Origin of the sequence: Hydrophilobacter chitinilyticus, assembly GCF_049860745.1 — a bacterium.
GTDB lineage: Bacteria > Pseudomonadota > Gammaproteobacteria > Burkholderiales > Burkholderiaceae_C > Rhodoferax_B.
The window spans coordinates 5,766,206-5,782,821 of sequence record NZ_CP187561.1; the positions used below are offsets into that span (position 1 = coordinate 5,766,206).

General features: G+C 62.8%; 13 protein-coding genes. 5 read left to right on the plus strand and 8 right to left on the minus strand.

Going from position 1 to position 16,616, the window contains the following annotated elements; all coding sequences use genetic code 11:
• Nucleotides 1-15 precede the first annotated feature (15 nt).
• Nucleotides 16-2,148, minus strand: a complete 2,133-nt coding sequence (locus tag ACPWMG_RS25850) for a xanthine dehydrogenase family protein molybdopterin-binding subunit (RefSeq protein WP_483302331.1) — start codon at nucleotides 2,146-2,148, stop codon at nucleotides 16-18.
• 337 nt (nucleotides 2,149-2,485) lie between these two features.
• On the opposite strand from ACPWMG_RS25850, the gene ACPWMG_RS25855 reads away from it, so the two are divergent.
• The 3 genes from ACPWMG_RS25855 to ACPWMG_RS25865 all read left to right on the plus strand — a co-directional run bounded on the left by ACPWMG_RS25855 (nucleotide 2,486) and on the right by ACPWMG_RS25865 (nucleotide 5,850).
• Nucleotides 2,486-2,740, plus strand: a complete 255-nt coding sequence (locus ACPWMG_RS25855; RefSeq protein WP_483302332.1) for a hypothetical protein — start codon at nucleotides 2,486-2,488, stop codon at nucleotides 2,738-2,740.
• 51 nt (nucleotides 2,741-2,791) lie between these two features.
• Nucleotides 2,792-4,981 (plus strand): phosphocholine-specific phospholipase C, encoded by a 2,190-nt coding sequence (locus ACPWMG_RS25860; RefSeq protein ID WP_483302333.1) that lies wholly within the window; start codon nucleotides 2,792-2,794, stop codon nucleotides 4,979-4,981.
• An 80-nt stretch (nucleotides 4,982-5,061) separates the two neighbouring features.
• A complete protein-coding gene (locus ACPWMG_RS25865; protein WP_483302334.1) occupies nucleotides 5,062-5,850 on the plus strand; it encodes a DeoR/GlpR family DNA-binding transcription regulator in 789 nt (262 codons plus the stop codon).
• A gap of 273 nt (nucleotides 5,851-6,123) precedes the next feature.
• Here the strand turns inward: ACPWMG_RS25865 and ACPWMG_RS25870 are convergent, their stop codons facing one another.
• From ACPWMG_RS25870 to ACPWMG_RS25900, 7 genes are all read right to left on the minus strand, one after another.
• The gene (locus ACPWMG_RS25870) at nucleotides 6,124-7,752 is read right to left on the minus strand and encodes a glycerol-3-phosphate dehydrogenase/oxidase (RefSeq protein ID WP_483302335.1); all 1,629 of its coding nucleotides are present in this window, start codon (nucleotides 7,750-7,752) and stop codon (nucleotides 6,124-6,126) included.
• Nucleotides 7,753-7,949: 197 nt separating this feature from the next.
• Nucleotides 7,950-9,680, minus strand: coding sequence for an ABC transporter substrate-binding protein (locus tag ACPWMG_RS25875; protein WP_483302336.1), 1,731 nt, complete (start codon nucleotides 9,678-9,680; stop codon nucleotides 7,950-7,952).
• A gap of 115 nt (nucleotides 9,681-9,795) precedes the next feature.
• Complete coding sequence (locus ACPWMG_RS25880) at nucleotides 9,796-10,104, minus strand: DUF2160 domain-containing protein (protein WP_483302337.1); 309 nt, start codon at nucleotides 10,102-10,104, stop codon at nucleotides 9,796-9,798.
• Between the two features lie 2 nt (nucleotides 10,105-10,106).
• Nucleotides 10,107-10,919 (minus strand): carbohydrate ABC transporter permease, encoded by an 813-nt coding sequence (locus ACPWMG_RS25885; RefSeq protein ID WP_483302338.1) that lies wholly within the window; start codon nucleotides 10,917-10,919, stop codon nucleotides 10,107-10,109.
• Entirely contained in the window at nucleotides 10,912-11,805 is an 894-nt protein-coding gene (locus ACPWMG_RS25890; protein WP_483302339.1) for a carbohydrate ABC transporter permease, read from the minus strand. The genes ACPWMG_RS25885 and ACPWMG_RS25890 overlap by 8 nt, the downstream gene beginning before the upstream one ends.
• A 61-nt stretch (nucleotides 11,806-11,866) precedes the next feature.
• Nucleotides 11,867-12,946, minus strand: coding sequence for an ABC transporter ATP-binding protein (locus ACPWMG_RS25895; protein WP_483302340.1), 1,080 nt, complete (start codon nucleotides 12,944-12,946; stop codon nucleotides 11,867-11,869).
• Complete coding sequence (locus ACPWMG_RS25900; RefSeq protein ID WP_483302341.1) at nucleotides 12,946-14,028, minus strand: ABC transporter ATP-binding protein; 1,083 nt, start codon at nucleotides 14,026-14,028, stop codon at nucleotides 12,946-12,948. Before ACPWMG_RS25900 ends, ACPWMG_RS25895 begins: the two co-directional genes overlap by 1 nt.
• Before the next feature lie 199 nt (nucleotides 14,029-14,227).
• On the opposite strand from ACPWMG_RS25900, the gene ACPWMG_RS25905 reads away from it, so the two are divergent.
• Nucleotides 14,228-15,040: a DeoR/GlpR family DNA-binding transcription regulator gene (locus ACPWMG_RS25905; RefSeq protein ID WP_483302342.1), complete on the plus strand. Its 813-nt coding sequence runs from the start codon at nucleotides 14,228-14,230 to the stop codon at nucleotides 15,038-15,040.
• A gap of 40 nt (nucleotides 15,041-15,080) precedes the next feature.
• On the plus strand, nucleotides 15,081-16,586 hold the full coding sequence (glpK, locus tag ACPWMG_RS25910) for a glycerol kinase GlpK (protein ID WP_483302343.1): 1,506 nt from the start codon (nucleotides 15,081-15,083) through the stop codon (nucleotides 16,584-16,586).
• The last annotated feature ends 30 nt before the right edge of the window (nucleotides 16,587-16,616 follow it).

The window sequence follows — 16,616 nt, forward strand, 5'->3', positions numbered from 1 at the left end:
TTGGTGGGTTCCGGTCTACAAAGATGTCTTCATGGCACGCCAGAGTTGCTCGGCGGTCAAAGGGAAATGCAAGTCGGGTTCGCCAAAAGGGCTCAAGGCATCGGCCGCGGCGTTGAGCAGCGCGGCGGGCACGCCAATACAACCGGCCTCGCCCACGCCCTTGGCGCCCAACAGGTTCACGGTGCTGGGGATGTGCATGCTCTCCAGCTCCACTTCGGGCATGTTGTCGGCGCGGGGCACGGCGTAGTCCATCAGCGAGCCGGAAAGCAACTGGCCTTGCTCGTCGTACACGATGCGTTCCAGCATGGCCTGGCCCAGGCCTTGCGCCAAACCGCCGAGCAACTGGCCCTCGGCAAGCTGCGGCGAGACGATGCGGCCGGCGTCATCGACCCACACCAGGCGCTCGATCTTCGGTTCGCCGGTGTCGTGGTCAATGGCCATGCGGGCGATCACACAGCCGTAGCTCCAGGCTTCGCCGGGTGCGTGGTAGACCACGGCCTCGACGATGGGCAGGTCGGCGCCGGCCTCGCGCAGCGCCTGCGCCTGGCGCGCGGCCTGGGCCACGGCGCTGCCGCCAATCGCCATGCTGCGGCTGGCCAGCGAGCCAATGCCCGGCGGACAGGTGGCGGTGTCGCCATGCTGCACGGTCACTTGTTCTGGTGCACAGCCCAACACTTCGGCGGCGATGGCGGCGTAGCTGGTTTCGTGGCCTTGGCCTTGCGCCACCGAGCCGCTGGCCACCAGCACATGACCATCGGCCTGCAGCGTGACGCGGGCGCTCTCCCAACCTTGGCCGCAGGGCTCGATGTAGACGGCCAGGCCAATGCCCACCAACTCGCCAGCGGCACGGCGCAGCGCTTGCTGGCCGCGTTCCTGGGGGTAGTCAAACATTGCACAGGCACGGCGCAAGGCGGCGCGGTAGTCGCCGGAATCGAGGCTTTCACCCGTGGGGGTGTGGTGCGGTAGATCGCTGGCGTGCAACAGGTTGCGCTCACGCAGCACCACGGGGTCGATGCCACTGGCACGCGCCGCGCGCTCCACCAGGTGTTCCATCAGCAGTGCGGCCTCGGGGCGCCCTGCGCCACGGTAGATGTTGACGGCGGCGGCATCGGCCACGCTGGCGGTGGAGCGAATGTCGACCTGCGCCACACGGTACGGGCCAGGCAGGATGCGCGCGGCGTTGCGCATGGGCGCCACCGCGCTGAACGGCAACCAACTGCCCAGCGGGAACTGGAACGATGCGGTGAGTTGGGTGAAACGCCCTTGCGCATCCAGCGACAAGCTGCCCTGCATGTGGGCGCCGCGCCCTTGGGCGGCGGACATGAATTCTTCAGAGCGCGTGGCCGCCCACTTGATGGTCGCGTGGAGTTGCCGTGCAGCGAACGCGAGCACCAGGTCTTCAGGGCAGACCGAGGCTTTCGAGCCAAACGAGCCGCCCACATCGGGCGCAATCACGCGCACCTGTTCCACCGGCAAGCCCAAGGTGCGCGCCACGTCAGCACGCGCTCGTGCTGGGGCCTGGCTCGGCAGCCAGGTGGTGAGGGTGCGGTTGAAATCGTCCCACTGTGCGATGGCCGCGCGCGGCTCCAGCGGCATGGCGGTCACACGTGGCTGGTGGTGCACCATGCTGACTTGGTAGGCAGCCTCCACGCCACTGGCGGCGCCAGACTGAAAGCGCAGATCGGCCACAGGGGTGCCGCCTTCGGCGTGGTCGGCACGCGCGGTGTCCGGGTCTACGTCCAGAAAGATCAACTCAGCAGCGGCCTGGGCTTGCGCCAAAGTTTGGGCCACCACCATCGCCACGGGCTGGCCTACCGAGGTCACACGTGTCTCAGGCAACAGCGGCACGTCCACCGCTTGCACATCGGGCACCAGCGGGTTGATGGCGGGCATGGTGCAGCCGTGCAGGTCTTCAGCGCTGAACACGCCCACCACACCGGGGCTGCTACGCGCCGCCTCCGCATCAAGCCCGTTGATGCGGCCAGCGGGGTACATGCTACGCACAAACACCGCGTGCAGCATGCCCGGCAAGTTGATGTCATGGATGTACTGGCCGCGCCCGGTCAGCAATCGAAAGTCTTCCACACGCGCCAATCCATCCGGGCGCTCCGCATGGGTGAACAAGGCATGGTGGGCAAACGAAGACATCGCAACAAACATTCAAACAACGTGGGCGGTACGAGATGCGCAATTGCGCGCAATCGATGACAAGGCGCCATTACACGCGGCCGCCACGCGCACCACAAGCAAGATTTTTTGAACGATTGTTGAGCGCAACTTGAGAGTGCACGTGTTTGAGATTCGTCAACTCCATCCAAAACACAAACGCACAAAGTCACACAAACGTAACTTTACGCACATAGCATTTGTTTAATCAACTAAGAACTACAAGCGCTGCGCGACCTTGAGTTGCGTGCAGACCTGGTAGTTCAAGGATTGGTTCTGTCTAACGCTCTTACCCCTTTTCCACGATCGGATTCACACGATGCAAGCTCCTGATGCCTCCCGCTTGGCCGGCCCTGCTGGTCGCTTTTTCACACTGCGCACCCTCGCTCGCAGCATCGCCCTTGGCCTGACGCTGGGTCTGTTGCTGACCGCCTGCGGCGGCGGCGGTGGCGGCACCCTGGGCTCTGGCAGCGCGGTCACGCCTCCCGTCACCAATCCCAGCACGGGCAGTGGCGAGACCCCCGCCGACTTGGGCTCGGACGGCAAGCCACGCGAAGTGCGCTGCGCCCGCTGACTAGCGCCACGCACAAGCCAACCTACAACCTCCACAAACTCACACAACAACATGACGCTCAACCGCCGCAACTTCTTGCGCAACGCCGCCAGCCTGGCCGGCTCTTCCGCCGCACTCTCGATGTTCCCACCCGCCATTCAAAAGGCGCTGGCCATTCAAGCCAACGCGGTGACTGGCACGATCAAAGACGTAGAACACATCGTGGTGCTCACGCAAGAGAACCGTTCGTTCGACCACTACTTCGGCACCATGAACGGCGTGCGTGGTTTTGGCGACCGCTTTCCCATCCCTCAAGCCGTGCGCAACGGCGTGAGCGGCAAAACCGTCTGGTACCAGCCCAACGCTTCGTCCTCTGCCACGCCGCAATGGATTGCACCTTTCCACCTCAACACCACGCAGCACTTTGAGTACATGCGGGTGCAAGGCACGCCGCATAGCTGGTCAAACGCGCAACAAGCTTGGGACCACGGCCGCATGGGCGCCTGGCCGGCGGCCAAGCAAAACCATTCGATGGGTTACTTCGACAAGAGCGACCTGCCGTTCCAGTTCGCCATGGCCGATGCTTTCACGCTGTGCGACGACTACCACTGCGCTATCCAGGCCGGCACCAACCCCAACCGCCTGTTCCTGTGGACCGGCACCAACGACCCGCTGCAAAAAGGCAACGGCCCGGCCATCTACAACGACTACGACTGGTTTGACGCCGACGAAGGCGATGGCGGCTACACCTGGACCACCTACCCCGAGCGCCTGCAGGCTGCGGGCATCACCTGGCAGGTGTACGAAAACATGGCCGACAACTACACCGACAACGCACTGGCTGGCTTCCACAGCTTCCGCGATGCGTGGTACCAAAAACCTGGCTATTCAGAGCAACTGCGCCAACGCGGCGTGAGCACGCGCGATCTGGACAAACTCAAGGAAGACGTACTCAACGGCACGCTGCCGCAGATCAGCTGGATCGTCGCCACCGCCGAAGGCTCGGAGCACCCAGGCCCGTCGAGCCCAGCCCAAGGCGCCGACTACACCGCCAAGGTGTTGGACGCGCTGACCGCCAACCCCGACGTGTGGAGCAAGACCGTGTTGTTCATCAACTTCGATGAAAACGATGGCTTCTTCGACCACGTGCCCCCGGCCGCCGCACCGTCTTACACCACCTGGAACGCCGACCCGGCGGCCGCGGTATTGGCCGGTGGCTCGACGGTGAGCACCGAAGGCGAATACCACAACTACATCCAGGCCTACAACGACGACGCCACCGAAGTGCAGTGGATGCACCGTCCCTATGGCATGGGTCCGCGCGTGCCGATGTACGTGCTCTCGCCGTGGAGCAAGGGCGGCTGGGTCAACTCGCAAGTTTGCGACCACACCTCGGTGATCCGCTTCATGGAAGCCCGCTTTGGCGTGATGGAACCCAACATCTCGGCCTGGCGCCGTGCGGTATCGGGCGACCTGACCAGCGCCTTCAATTTTGCTGACCCGAACAACACCGAGTTCTTCAAGTCGCTGCCCGACACCAATGCGCTGGCGGTACGCGCCCGCGCCCTGCCCGGCCGCACCACGCCGCTGCCACCCGGCACCCCGGAGCTGCCCAGCCAAACCCAAGGCGCCCGCCCCTCGCGTGCGCTGCCTTACGAGTTGCATGTCACGGCCAGCGTGGCACCTTCGACCCAACAGGTCACATTGAGCTTTGAGAACACTGGCAAGACCGCCGCCGTGTTCCACGTCTACGATCGCCTGCACCTGGACCGCATCCCGGCGCGCTACACGGTAGAAGCCGACAAACAGCTCAAAGGCACTTGGGCTTTAACCACCGACAGTGGCCTCTACGACCTATGGGTGCTGGGCCCCAACGGTTTCCATCGCCACTTCACCGGCAACGCCAAGGCCTTGGCCACCGGCACCCAGCCCAACCCCGAAGTCCAGGTGTGTTACGACATCGCCAACGGCGACCTCATCGTCAAACTGCGCAACACCGGCACGGCCGATTGCGCGGTCAACGTGGTGGCCAATGCCTATGTCAGCAGCGCACGCAGCGACACCGTGAAATCCAACGCCGAAGTGCAAATGATCTGGGCCTTGAAGGACAGCGGCTACTGGTATGACTTCACCGTGTCGGTGCCGGCACTCAAAGGCTTCACGCGCCGCTTTGCAGGCCGCCTGGAGACCGGCAAACACTCGATCAGTGACCCGGCGATGTTCGGTACCGCGCTGGGTGACCAGTTGCAGATCACGCTGTAAAACGGCGACCTAGAATGGCCGGCGTCAGACCATCTGACGCCGGCCTGTTGCCATTCGTCTCTTCGCATTTTTTCACCTCCATGCTGCCAGACCAACGTTACCAACGCATCCGGGCCTTGCTGGCCAGCTTTCAACACGTCACCAATGAGCGTATTGCCGAAGACCTGAAAGTGTCGCGCGAGACCGTACGGCGCGATGTATCGGTCCTTGAATCCTGGGGCGAATTGCGCCGGGTGTACGGCGGTGTGAAATGCAACACCCCCGAGCCCGAGCCACCGCTGCAGCAGCGCGTGAAAACCCAGCGCCCCGAAAAGCGCGCCATCGCACGCGCTGCCGCCAAGCTGTTGCAGACCGGCGATGCGGTGTTCATCGACGCGGGCAGCACCACGTCGCTGCTGGCCGAAGAACTGGCCACGCTGCGCGGGCTGACCGTGGTGACCAATTCGTTTGACGTGGCCCTGAAGCTCAGCGTGCCCGACAGCCAAGGCCAACAGCGCCACCAAGTGCACCTGCTCGGCGGTACACCGGTAGGCCAGGCAGGTGCGAGTGTGGGCGCCAGTTACGGTGCGAGCACCGTGGCCGAGATCATGCGCTGGCGTATGGACTGGGCCATGGTGTCACCCGTCGGCGTTTGCGCAGAACAAGGTGCCAGCGATTACGAGTCCTACGAGGCGGAAATCGCACGCGCCATGGTGACGCAGGCACAAAACACGGTGATCCTGGCCGACCACAGCAAGATCGGCCAACGCAGCCGCACCAGCTTTTGCCCGGTGGGCGGCATCTATCAACTCATCACCGACAAACGCGCGCGCGGCCTGCCCGCGTTGGCTGCGCTCAAAGACGCTGGTTGCAAGGTGGTGTTGGCTTAAGGCTACGCTGAATAAGTCCCAGCATGCGCGCTCGAGTCAAAAATGAGATGGATTGGCCGCCCGTGTTGTGCAGCACAGGCTCCCTGCCTGTGCCAACAGCCGGGTGGTCAAGACGCTCATTTTTGGCCGAGCCCTTCGGGCGTGGCTTTGCGGGCGATCTGCTTTGTTCCGAAACCAGGCAAGCCAGAAGGCTTGCCTTGGTTTTCGCGCCGCGCAGCTCATCCCGCAAAGACACGCCGCGCATGCTGCGACTTATTCAGCGTAGCCTTATGCTTAATCCGGCAGTGTGAGGTAGCTCTGGGCCAGCGCCAGGAAGTCGGCCAGCTTGGGGTCCACACCGGTCTCTTCCTGCAAGATCGTCGCAACCGTCGGCGCCAGAGATGCAGCCAGCTTGGCATCGAGAAACAACACACGGGCGCGGCGCGCCAACACGTCTTCTACCGTGCGGGCGTATTCAAAACGCGCGGCGAAACGCACCATGGCTTCGGTCAGGCCGTTACCCAAGACGTGAGCGGCGCCGGGCATGGCCAACACATCAGCGCCTTCGGTGCCGTACATGTGCAGGCCCGGTGCGGAGTGGATGCCCAGGGGCAGCGGCTGGCCGTCGCCCTCGCCAATGGAGTTGGTTTTGGGCGCGCCCACCAGCGGCAATTGCGCCGTGCGGCAAGCCCCGGCGGCGGGCAACAGATGCGCCTGATCACACTTGGCCAACACGTCTTCGGCCATGGCGCGGTAGGTCGTCCACTTGCCACCCGTCACGGTCACCAGCCCGGTCTTGCTGACCAGCACGGTGTGCTCGCGGCTCAGGCCCTTGGTGTTTTCGCCTTCGTCGTCTTGCGGCTTGACCAGGGGGCGCAGGCCCACCCACACGCTCTTCACATCGGCACGTGTGGGCGCTTTGCGCAGATAACGCGCGGACTCGCCCAGGATGAAATCCACCTCTTCCTTGAACGGGCGTGGCTCGCGCTCCAGGTCGTGGCGTGGGGTGTCGGTGGTGCCGAGAATGGTTTTACCGAGCCACGGCACGGCAAACAACACGCGGCCGTCTTGTGTTTTGGGCACCAGCAGCGCGTGGTCGGTGGGCAGGAATTCGCGGTCCACCACCACGTGCACACCCTGGCTCGGCGCCACCATGGGCTTGACCACACGGCCCAGCGCTTCACCATCTTTGCGGCGGAATTCGTCGACCCACACACCGGCGGCGTTGACCACGCAGCGCGCGCGCAAGTTCAGCTTGGTGCCGGTCTCGCGGTCTTCACAGGCCACGCCCACCACCTTGCCAGCGTCGTGCAGCAATTCGGTGGCGGCGCAGTAGTTGACCAGCAACGCGCCATGGGCCGCAGCGGTGCGTGCCAGGGCGAGCGCCAGGCGGGCGTCGTCAAACTGGCCGTCCCAGTATTTCACGCCGCCCTTCAAATGATCAGGATGCACCGTGGGCAGGTACTTCAGGGTTTGGGCGCGGCCCAGCAGCTCGGTAGAGCCCAAGCCAGCCTTGCCGGCCAGCGCGTCGTAGACCTTCAGGCCCACACCGTAGAAAGGCGTTTCCCACAGCTTGTAGGAGGGCATGACAAACGGCAGCGGCTGCGCCAGATGCGGCGCATTGCGCAACAACGTGGCGCGCTCGTGCAGCGCCTCGCGCACCAAGGCCACATTGCCTTGCGCCAGGTAACGCACACCACCGTGCACCAGCTTGGTCGCGCGCGACGACGTGCCCTTGGCAAAGTCGTGCGATTCGAGCAGCACCACGCTCAAGCCGCGTGAGGCCGCGTCCACCGCCACCCCCAAACCGGTCGCGCCGCCGCCGATGATGGCGAGGTCAAACACCTGGCTGGTGGACTGCTGTTGCAGACGTTCCATCAGATCTGAGCGGCGGGTAGGAAGTGGGGACAAAGCGGGGGACATAACAGGAGAGTTCAAGGGGTTCAATTCAAAAGGGCCCGTGACCAAAAATCGCCACGAGCCGAAGCGCAAAACCACGTCTGGCCTTGCGATGACATTCTCGTGCAGGCCTTGTTCGAATGCCTTGGCCTGCGCGAATTCACACACCACGCCGACACGTTTTTCAACGTGCCGGCGGGTGACATCACAGCGTCAAAAACTTAGCGTACTTTGCCGTCCTTCCATGCTTTGAGCAGGGTGTCGTAGGCGATGGTTTCGCCCTTGGGTTTTTCGTTGGCCAGCTTCTTCCATGGGGCCGACTTGTCGCTCAGCCACTTGTTCGGGTCGCCCTTGGGGTTGAGCTTGGGTGCGCACTTGGCCATGCCCGCGCGTTCCAGCCGCGCCATCACTTGGTCCATTTCGTCGGCCAAGGTGTCCATCGCGCCTTGTGGTGTTTTCTCACCCGTGACCGCCTGGGCCACGTTTTTCCACCACAACTGCGCCAGCTTGGGGTAGTCGGGCACGTTGGTGCCGGTCGGCGTCCAGGCCACGCGTGCAGGGCTGCGGTAGAACTCGATCAGGCCACCGTACTTGTCGGCGTTCTTGGTGAAGTACTCGCTGCGGATGTCGCTGTCGCGGATGAAGGTCAGCCCTTGGATACTCTTCTTCAAGCTGGTGGTTTTGGCCGTGATGAACTGCGCGTAGAGCCAGGCAGCGGCGACCTTGTTGGCGTCGTGGTCCTTGAAGAAGGTCCACGAGCCCACGTCCTGGTAGCCGTTTTGCATGCCGGGTTTCCAGTACGGGCCGTTAGGGCCGGGCGCCATGCGCCACTTCGGCGAACCGTCGGCATTCACCACTGGCAGGCCGGGCTTGGTCATGTCGGCGGTGAACGCGGTGTACCAGAAGATCTGCTGGGCGATCTGGCCTTGCGCGGGCACGGGGCCAGCTTCACCAAAGGTCATGCCGGTGGCTTCTTTGGGAGCGTATTTCTTCATCCAGTCGATGTACTTGGTGAGCGCATACACCGCTGCTGGCGAGTTGGTAGCACCGCCGCGCGACACCGAGGCGCCCACGGGTGTGCACTTGTCTGCCGCCACACGAATGCCCCATTCATCGACCGGCATGCCGTTGGGAATGCCCACGTCAGCCGAGCCCGCCATCGACAACCACGCATCGGTGAAGCGCCAGCCCAATGACGGGTCTTTCTTGCCGTAGTCCATGTGGCCATAGATCGGCTTGCCGTCCACGGTTTTCACGTCTTCGCTGAAGAACGCCGCGATGTCTTCGTAGGCGCTCCAGTTCAGTGGCACGCCCAGGTCGTAGCCGTATTTGGCTTTGAACTTGTCCTTCAAGTCCTGGCGTGCAAACAGGTCGGCGCGGAACCAATACAGGTTGGCGAACTGCTGGTCGGGCAACTGGTAAAGCTTGCCGTCTGGCGCGGTGGTGAAGCTGGTGCCGATGAAGTCCTTCAGGTTCAGCCCGGGGTTGGTGTATTCCTTGCCCGTGCCCGACATGTAGTCCGTCAGGCTCATGATCTTGCCGTAGCGGTAGTGTGTGCCGATCAAGTCAGAGTCGCTGATCCAGCCGTCGTAAATCGACTTGCCGGACTGCATGGAGGTCTGCAGTTTTTCAACCACGTCGCCTTCTTGAATGAGGTCGTGTTTGACGGTGATGCCGGTGATTTCGGTAAACGCCTTGGCCAGCGTCTTGCTCTCGTACTCATGGGTCGTCAGGGTTTCAGACACCACCGAGATTTCTTTCACCCCCTTGGCTTGCAGCTTCTTGGCCGCGTCGATGAACCACTTCATCTCGGTCATCTGCTGGTCTTTGCTCAGCGTCGACGGCTGGAACTCGCTGTCGATCCATTTCTTCGCCGCCGCTTCATCGGCCCAAGCCGAACCGGCTAACGCATAGGTGGTGGCAATCAGCCACACGGAATAACGCAACTTCATGACTTGTCTCCTGCACGGTTTATAGACATTCCCTCGCACACACAAACCAGGCCCGGCCTCGGGAATGAAAGAAGCCGAATCCTTCGAAACCTCTCTTGGTTCTCTTATTTCGTGCTCAACCTTTTTTCATCACCAGCGCCAGCAACAGCATCGACGCCACAAAACTGATCCAGATCGACGGCTCAGCCTCCAGGCCAAACCACTCGGCAAACTTGCCGCTTAACCCCACAAACGCCAGGTTGACGTACGCCGCCGCCAACAAGCCAATAAACAAGCGATCGCCCCGCGTCGTCTCCAGCGGTAAAAACCCACGCCGCAGCGTCGTCGGCGACTTCATCTCCCACACCGTCATGCCCACCAACATGAGCACCACACACGCAAAAAACACCGCGACCGGCAAGGTCCAAGCCATCCACTCAAACATGATCAAACCCTTCCCATGGCAAAGCCCTTGGCGATGTAGTTGCGCACAAACCAGATGACGATGGCGCCAGGCACAATCGTTAAGCACCCAGCCGCCGCTAACGTCGCCCAGTCCATGCCCGAAGCCGACACCGTGCGCGTCATCGTCGCCACAATCGGCTTTGCGTTCACACTGGTCAGCGTGCGCGCCAGCAGCAGCTCCACCCAACTGAACATGAAACAGAAGAACGCCGCCACGCCCACGCCGGCCTTGATCAGCGGCAAGAAAATGGTGAGAAAGAAGCGCGGAAAGGTGTAGCCATCGATGTAGGCGGTCTCGTCAATCTCACGCGGAATGCCGCTCATGAAACCTTCCAGAATCCACACCGCCAAGGGCACGTTGAACAACAAGTGCGCCAGCGCCACGGCCAGGTGGGTGTCCATCAAACCCACGGTGGTGTAGAGCTGAAAGAACGGCAGCAAGAACACGGCCGGTGGCGTCATGCGGTTGGTCAGCAGCCAGAAGAAAACGTGTTTGTCGCCCAGGAAGCTGAAGCGCGAAAACGCATAGGCAGCGGGCAGTGCCACGGTGAGCGAGATCACCGTATTCATGCCCACGTAGATCAGGCTGTTGATGTAGCCGTCGTACCACGACGGGTCGGTCAAGATGGTGTGGTAGTTGTCCCAGGTGAAATGCTGGGGCCAGAGCGAGAAGCTCGCCAGAATCTCTGAGTTGGTCTTGAACGACATGTTGACCATCCAGTAAATGGGCAACAGCGCGAAGATCAAATACGCGATCAGGAAGATCGTGCGCTTCTGGAAACGGGGTTCATTCATTTCCACCCTCCTTCTCTTGTGTGCCCACACGCTGCATCCAGTTGTAGAGGATGAAACACAGCAGCAAGATGATCAAAAAGTAGATCAACGAAAACGCCGCCGCTGGCCCGAGGTCAAACTGGCCCACGGCCTTTTGCGTCAAGAACTGCGACAAGAAGGTGGTGGCGTTGCCCGGCCCGCCGCCGGTGAGCACAAAGGGCTCGGTGTAGATCATGAAGCTGTCCATGAAGCGCAGCAGCACCGCGATCATCAGCACACCGCGCATCTTCGGCAGTTGGATGTAGCGGAACACAGCGAACTTGCTGGCGCCGTCGATGCGCGCAGCTTGGTAGTAGGCGTCGGGTATCGAGCGCAAGCCGGCGTAGCCCAGCAGCGCGACCAGCGGCGTCCAGTGCCACACGTCCATCAGCAGCACCGTCAGCCAAGCGTGGGTGGCGTTGCCGGTGTAGCTGTAGTCAATGCCCATGCCCTGTAGCGCGGCGCCCATCAAACCAATGTCGGCCCGGCCAAAAATCTGCCAGATGGTGCCCACCACGTTCCACGGAATCAGCAGAGAGAGCGAAACGATGACCAGCACAACCGACGCCTTCCAGCCCGTGGCCGGCATCGACAAGGCCAGCAGAATGCCCAGCGGCAGCTCCACCGCCAGCACGGCGAGGGAGAAGGTGATTTGCCGCAGCAGTGCCGCGTGCAACTCTTCGTCGCGCATCACCGAGGCAAACCACTCGGTGCCCACAAACACACGGCGCTCGGGCGAGATGATGTCTTGCACCGAGTAGTTCACCACCGTCATCAGCGGCACGATGGCAGAAAAGGCCACGCAGATCAGCACCGGCAAGATCAGGAACCAAGCCTTCTGGTTCACCGGTTTGGTGGTAGTGCTCATTTGAAAACCTCCTTGCTACGCAATACGGTGCGAGCCCGCTTCGGAGCGGCCGGGCGCGGGCTCATGCCACGATCTCCTCGTTGGAATAGAAGCAGGTGTGTTCACCCAGCACCTGCAGCCACACGGTGTCGCCAACTTTCAAACGCTCGGCCTCTTGGCTCAGACGTGCCTTCACACGCACATCGGGCGCGCCGTTGATGCCGGCGGTCAGCATCACATGCGTGCCCACGTCTTGCAGCGTTTGCACCACCATGGGCAGGGCGCCTGGGCCATAGGGCGGCACCACGCGTGCGTACTCGGGGCGCACGCCTAGCTTCAAAGGGCCTTTGGGCAGAGCGCGCGGCAGGGGCAGGCGGGCATCAAAGATCTGCAGCGCGTCGCCCACCACTTCGGCGGGCAAGAAGTTCATGCCAGGCGAGCCGATGAAGTGGCCAACGAAGGTGTGGCTCGGCCGCTCGAATAAGGCATCGGCAGAGCCCACCTGCATGGCACGTCCTCGGCTCATCACCACCACCTGCTGGGCGAAGGTCAGCGCCTCCACCTGGTCGTGCGTGACGTAGATCAGCGTGAGCTTCAGCTCGCGGTGGATCTGTTTGAGCTTGCGCCGCAACTGCCATTTCAGGTGCGGGTCGATCACCGTCAGCGGCTCGTCGAACAACACGGCCGACACATCGGGCCGCACCAGACCACGGCCGAGCGAGATCTTTTGCTTGGCGTCGGCCGCCAAGCCGGCCGCGCGTTGGTTCAACTGGCCGCTGAGTTCCAGCATCTCGGCGATGGCGCCCACACGTTGCTTGATCTGGTCGGCCGGCACGCCCCGGTTGCGCAGCGGGAAGGCCAGGTTCTCGGCCACCGTCATGGTGTCGTAGATCACCGGGAACTGGAACACCTGCGCGATGTTGCGCTCTTGCGGTGTGGCGCGGGTCATGTCTTTGCCGTCGAACGTCACCGTGCCGGTAGACGGCACCAACAGGCCCGACATGATGTTGAGCATGGTGGTTTTGCCGCAGCCCGAGGGGCCGAGCAACGCGTAGGCGCCACCGTCTTCAAACGTCATCTTCAAAGGCAGCAAGGCGTAGTCGCTGTCTTGTGTGGGGTTGGGCCGGTAGGCGTGCGCCAGATCAAGCTGTATGCGGGCCATTACACGGCTCCCAAAACGTGCGGATGCACCAGCGGCGCACGCAGCAACTGCTCGGCCGCATCAAACACATACACCTGCGCGGGGCTGAAGTGCAGCGTGATGCTGGCACCCAACTCGAAGTAATGCACGCCGGTGAGTTGCGCCACCAGTTCACCCGCCGGTGTGGCCACGTGCACAAAGGTGTCCGAGCCCGAAATCTCGGCCAGCTCTACATGCCCGGCCAACGACACATCGTCGGGCCGTGGCTGCAGGCGCAGCGCACTCGCGCGCAGACCTACCGTGACCGCGCCTTGAGAAGGCACCTCATCGATCAACAGCTTGGGGCCCGACTGCATCTGCACGCCGCCCGCCGCAAGGGTGCCGGGCACCAGGTTCATCGGCGGGTCGCTGAAGGCACGCGCCACACGCAGCGAATTCGGGCGGTGAAACACTTCGGCCGTGGGGCCGTATTGCAGCAGTTCGCCAGCGTCCAGCACCGCCGTGTAGCCGCCCAGCAGCAGGGCTTCGCCGGGCTCGGTGGTGGCATAGATCACCGTGGAGTTGGACGCGGCAAACACCGCGCTGAGTTCGTCGCGCAACTCTTCACGCAGCTTGTAGTCGAGGTTGACCAGGGGTTCGTCCAGCAGCATCAGCGGGGCCTCTTTGGCCAGCGCGCGGGCCAGGGCCACACGTTGTTGCTGGCCGCCGGACAACTCGGCCGGGTAGCGGTCGAGAAACATCTCGATGTGCAGCTTCTCGGCCAAGGCCTGCACGCGTTCGTCGATGTTTTGTTGGCCACGCAGCTTCAGCGGCGAGGCGATGTTCTCGCGCACCTTGAGCGAGGGGTAGTTGATGAACTGCTGGTACACCATGGCCACGTTGCGCTGGCGCACCGGTTGGCCCGTGACGTTGACGCCGTCGACCCGCACCTCGCCTTGTGTGGGCACATCCAGCCCGGCCATGATGCGCATCAAACTGGTTTTTCCGGCCTGCGTGGCCCCGAGCAACACGGTGACGGCGCCCATTTTGGGCGCCATACTCATGTTGTAGAGCCAGGTTTGTGGCCCGGCTTTCTTGACGATCCCCTCCAACGACAGCTGCATGCGCGCCTCTTGTCTCTTGATTGCTTATGGGTTGTCTGGAACAGTCAACATGTGTTCCGGTGCTTTCGCTTTTGCAAATTATTGTTCGCATTTCGACTAGGATACCCCGTGACAACCCTTAATCATTTTCCTTTCTTTTCGTTTTAGAGTCGCCTAGACGACATTAAAGTTACATTTATTTTTGCGTTTCTTCCCTACCGTGAGCCCAAATCCCCGCCAGTTATTGCTTTTACAAGCCGTTCGCAGCCAGGGTTCGGTGATGCTCGACGACCTGGCCGCCACGCTCAAGGTCACCCTGCAAACCGTGCGCCGCGACGTGCAGCGCTTGGCCGATGAAGGCCTGCTGGCGCGCTTCCATGGCGGCGTGCGGGTGCCCAGTTCCACCACCGAAAACATTGGCCACCAGCAGCGCGAAAGCCTCAATGCCGATGGCAAGGCGCGCATCGCCTGGGCGGTGGCGCAAGAGGTGCCCAACGACTGCTCACTGATCCTGAACATCGGCACCACCACCGAGGCCATTGCCAAGGCGCTGCTGCAGCACACCGGGCTGCGCGTCATCACCAACAACCTGAACGTGGCGCTGATCCTGAGCGCCAACCCTTCGTGCGAAGTGATCGTGGCTGGCGGCGTGCTGCGCGGGCGCGACCGGGGCGTGGTGGGCGAAGCGGCGATTGATTTCATTCGCCAGTTCAAGGTCGACATTGCGCTCATCGGCATCTCGGGTGTCGAGGTCGATGGCTCGCTGCGCGACTACGATTTCCGCGAGGTGAAGGTCACGCAGGCCATCATGGCGCACGCCCGCGAGGTGTGGCTGGCGGCCGACCACAGCAAGTTCAACCGCCTGGCGATGGCGCAGGTGAGCACCCTCTCCAGCATCGACCGTTTGTTTACCGATGCGCCCGTGCCAGAGCCTTTTCCGGCGCTGCTGCGCGATGCCCAAGTCCGCTGCCACGTGGCGGCATCCTCTCCGTTGACGGAACGCGCCTCGGCTCAGACCAAGACCAAACGCTGAAAAGCGTTCCCGTTCCGCAACTCCGTTCGAAAGCCAGCAAATGACCTACCTTCTTGCCCTCGACCAGGGCACTTCCAGTTCGCGCAGCATTGTGTTTGATGCCGACGGCAAAATCGTCGCCCAAGCCCAACTGGAATTGCCGCAGATCTACCCGCAGCCGGGCTGGGTGGAACACGACCCGATGGAGATCTGGCGCACCCAGCTCAGCACCGCCAAAGAAGCGCTGCACAAGGCCGGCATCAGCGCGCGCGAAGTGCGTGCGCTGGGCATCACCAACCAACGCGAAACCACCGTGGTGTGGAACCGCAAAACGGGGTTGCCCATCCACCACGCCATCGTCTGGCAAGACCGCCGCGCCGAGCCCGCCTGCGCCAAGCTGCGCGAAGACGGCTGGGCCGACAAGATCCAGGAAAAAACCGGCCTGCTGATCGACGCTTATTTCTCTGGCACCAAGCTGCAATGGCTGCTAGACCACGTGCCCGGCGCCCGCGAGCAAGCCGAGCGCGGCGAACTGGCGTTTGGCACGGTCGACAGCTGGTTGATCTGGCAGCTCACACAAGGCCGCGTGCATGTGACCGACGTGAGCAACGCCTCGCGCACCATGCTGTTCAACATCCGCAAAAACGAATGGGACGACGAGTTGCTGGCCCTGCTGCGCATTCCGCGCTCGGTGTTGCCGACGGTCAACCCTTCAAGCACCCATTTCGGCGACACCACGCCCGAGTTGCTGGGCGGCAGCATCCCCATTGGCGGGGTGGCCGGCGACCAGCAAAGCGCCCTCTTCGGCCAAGCTTGCTTCAAGGCCGGCATGGCGAAAAACACCTACGGCACCGGCTGCTTCATGCTGATGCACACCGGCAACGTGTTCCAGACCTCACGCAACGGCCTGCTCACCACTTCGGCGGCGCAGCCCAACCCGCAAACCGCTTACGCGCTGGAAGGCAGCGTGTTTGTGGGCGGCGCCGTGGTGCAGTGGCTGCGCGACGGCCTGCAAGCCATTCAAAGCAGCGACCAAGTGCAGGCCCTGGCGGAAAGCGTGCCCGACTCGGGCGGCGTGATGATGGTGCCGGCCTTTACCGGCCTGGGCGCGCCCTACTGGCAGCCCGATGCACGCGGCACCATCACCGGGCTGACGCGCGGTACCACCATCGCCCACATTGCGCGCGCGGCGCTGGAAAGCATCGCCTACCAAAGCGCCGCCCTGCTGCAAGCCATGAGCCGTGATGCGGTGGCCGCCGGTGCGGCGCCGGTGTCTGAACTGCGTGTCGACGGCGGCGCCTGCGTGAACAACCTGCTGATGCAGTTCCAGGCCGACCTGCTGGGTATTCCGGTGATCCGCCCCGTGATCACCGAAACCACCGCCTTGGGCGCGGCCTACCTGGCTGGTTTGTCGACCGGCGTGTTCCGCAACACCGAGGCCTTGGCCGAGTTGTGGCGTGCCGAGCGGCGCTTCATGCCCACGCAAAGTCAGGCGCGTGCCGCCGAGCGCATGGCGCAGTGGGAACATGCGGTGCGCCAAGCGGCATTACCCGCAACAGCAGGATAGACTTTTTGACAACATGGAAGGCTTGGCCTG

Excerpts from the sequence above, each read along its gene's own strand:
- ACPWMG_RS25860 (WP_483302333.1), top strand. The coding sequence starts at position 2,792 with ATGACGCTCAACCGCCGCAACTTCTTGCGCAACGCCGCCAGCCTGGCC.
- glpK (WP_483302343.1), top strand. The coding sequence starts at position 15,081 with ATGACCTACCTTCTTGCCCTCGACCAGGGCACTTCCAGTTCGCGCAGC.
- ACPWMG_RS25895 (WP_483302340.1), bottom strand. The coding sequence starts at position 12,946 with ATGGCCCGCATACAGCTTGATCTGGCGCACGCCTACCGGCCCAACCCC.
- ACPWMG_RS25875 (WP_483302336.1), bottom strand. The coding sequence starts at position 9,680 with ATGAAGTTGCGTTATTCCGTGTGGCTGATTGCCACCACCTATGCGTTA.
- ACPWMG_RS25890 (WP_483302339.1), bottom strand. The coding sequence starts at position 11,805 with ATGAGCACTACCACCAAACCGGTGAACCAGAAGGCTTGGTTCCTGATC.
- ACPWMG_RS25855 (WP_483302332.1), top strand. The coding sequence starts at position 2,486 with ATGCAAGCTCCTGATGCCTCCCGCTTGGCCGGCCCTGCTGGTCGCTTT.
- ACPWMG_RS25850 (WP_483302331.1), bottom strand. The coding sequence starts at position 2,148 with ATGTCTTCGTTTGCCCACCATGCCTTGTTCACCCATGCGGAGCGCCCG.
- ACPWMG_RS25870 (WP_483302335.1), bottom strand. The coding sequence starts at position 7,752 with ATGTCCCCCGCTTTGTCCCCACTTCCTACCCGCCGCTCAGATCTGATG.
- ACPWMG_RS25900 (WP_483302341.1), bottom strand. The coding sequence starts at position 14,028 with ATGCAGCTGTCGTTGGAGGGGATCGTCAAGAAAGCCGGGCCACAAACC.
- ACPWMG_RS25880 (WP_483302337.1), bottom strand. The coding sequence starts at position 10,104 with ATGTTTGAGTGGATGGCTTGGACCTTGCCGGTCGCGGTGTTTTTTGCG.
- ACPWMG_RS25885 (WP_483302338.1), bottom strand. The coding sequence starts at position 10,919 with ATGAATGAACCCCGTTTCCAGAAGCGCACGATCTTCCTGATCGCGTAT.
- ACPWMG_RS25865 (WP_483302334.1), top strand. The coding sequence starts at position 5,062 with ATGCTGCCAGACCAACGTTACCAACGCATCCGGGCCTTGCTGGCCAGC.